We start from the raw sequence: 1,600 nt of genomic DNA on the forward strand, positions 1-1,600 counted from the left end.
ATGATTGCGCTTCTTGCGATCCTCAAGGCGGGCGGGGCCTATCTGCCGCTTGATCCGTCCTATGCCTCGGGCCGCCTGCAGCGTGTTCTTGACGATGCGCGCCCGGCGGTCCTGCTGCACGATGCCTCGGGACTTGCCGCACTGGGGGACTGGGCAGCACACGATACCATCCTGTGCAATGTCTGCGCGCCCGTCACACCCTGGCAGGCCCGGGAGGCAGGCAATCCTGATCGCCACCGTCTGGGACTGACCAGCCGCAACCTCGCCTATATCATCTACACCTCCGGCTCCACAGGGCAGCCAAAGGGGGTTGCGGTCGAGCATGTCAACGCCGTGGCTTTGCACGTTGCGCAAAAGCGTGATTTCGCCGCCACCTGCCGTAGCCGTGTCCTGCAGTTCTCGTCATGCAGTTTCGATGCCAGCATATTCGAAATCGTTATGGCGCTCACCGCAGGTGCAGAACTTTGTCTCATTACCCAGGAGCAGCGACAAAGCGTCGAAACACTTTGGCAGTTCATGGATGCGCGCCGCATTACACATGCGGTACTCCCACAGGCTCTGTTCAGAGAGCGCCTTGACCTCGAGCCACTTTCTGCGCTTTCGCATCTTGTCTTCGGAGGCGAAGCTCTGGATCCGGATGTGGTCCGTTATTGTGCCTCGTTAGTGTCAGCGAAGATCATAAACGCTTATGGGCCGACCGAGGCCAGCGTCTATGCATCTTGCTGGGAGTGTCCGCGTGACATAACGGGTTTGCATTCTGTGCCGATCGGTCGTCCGATTGCGAATACGCAGCTCTATATTCTCGATCCTGCGGGCCATCCCGTGCCGCCCGGTGTATCGGGAGAGCTGCATATCGGCGGCCATGGTGTGGCGCGTGGCTATCTCAACCAGCCCGAACTGACGGCAGAGCGCTTCATCGCCGATCCCTTCTGCGCGGATGGTCGTGGCAGGCTCTATCGCACAGGCGATCTGGCCTGTTACCAGCCTGACGGGACCATTCTCTTCCTTGGGCGTATCGATCACCAGATCAAGATCCGCGGCTTTCGTGTGGAGCCGGGCGAGATCGAGACAAGGCTGCAGGAACAGCCCGGCCTGCGTGCGGCGGCGGTCATTCTGCGCGAGGACAGGAAGGACGATCCGCGTCTGGTTGCCTATGTGGTGCCGGAGCCGGGGCATGTTCCCGACAGCGCTGCGCTGCGCAATACGCTGGCGCATGACCTGCCCGACTACATGGTGCCCAGCGCCATTGTCGCGCTCGAGGCCCTGCCGCTGACGACGAATGGCAAGCTCGACAGAAAGGCCTTGCCGGTTCCGGACTGTACGGCCGTGCAGATCGGACGCGCGCCCCGCACGCCGCGTGAGGCCGTGCTGTGTTCGCTGTTTGCCGAGCTTCTCGATCGCGAGAGCGTGGATATCGATACGAGCTTCTTCGATCTCGGCGGTCACTCCCTGCTGGCGACGCGCCTCATCAGCCGGATCCGCACTATTTTCTCCGTCAGCCTGCCCATACGCATCATCTTCGAGGCCCCCACCGTCTGCGCACTCGCTACCGCCATGGAGGGCGATCAGGAGCTGTCACGGCTGCCTCTGACCGTGCAGA

Annotated in this window: 1 protein-coding gene; it reads left to right on the top strand. The window is 61.9% G+C overall.

Annotation, left to right across the window (positions count from 1 at the left end; genetic code table 11):
* A partial coding sequence (locus C0V97_RS06880; RefSeq protein ID WP_127101905.1) for an amino acid adenylation domain-containing protein occupies positions 1-1,600 on the top strand: 1,600 nt, incomplete at both ends.

Source organism: Asaia sp. W19, assembly GCF_003994335.1.
Taxonomy (GTDB): domain Bacteria; phylum Pseudomonadota; class Alphaproteobacteria; order Acetobacterales; family Acetobacteraceae; genus Asaia.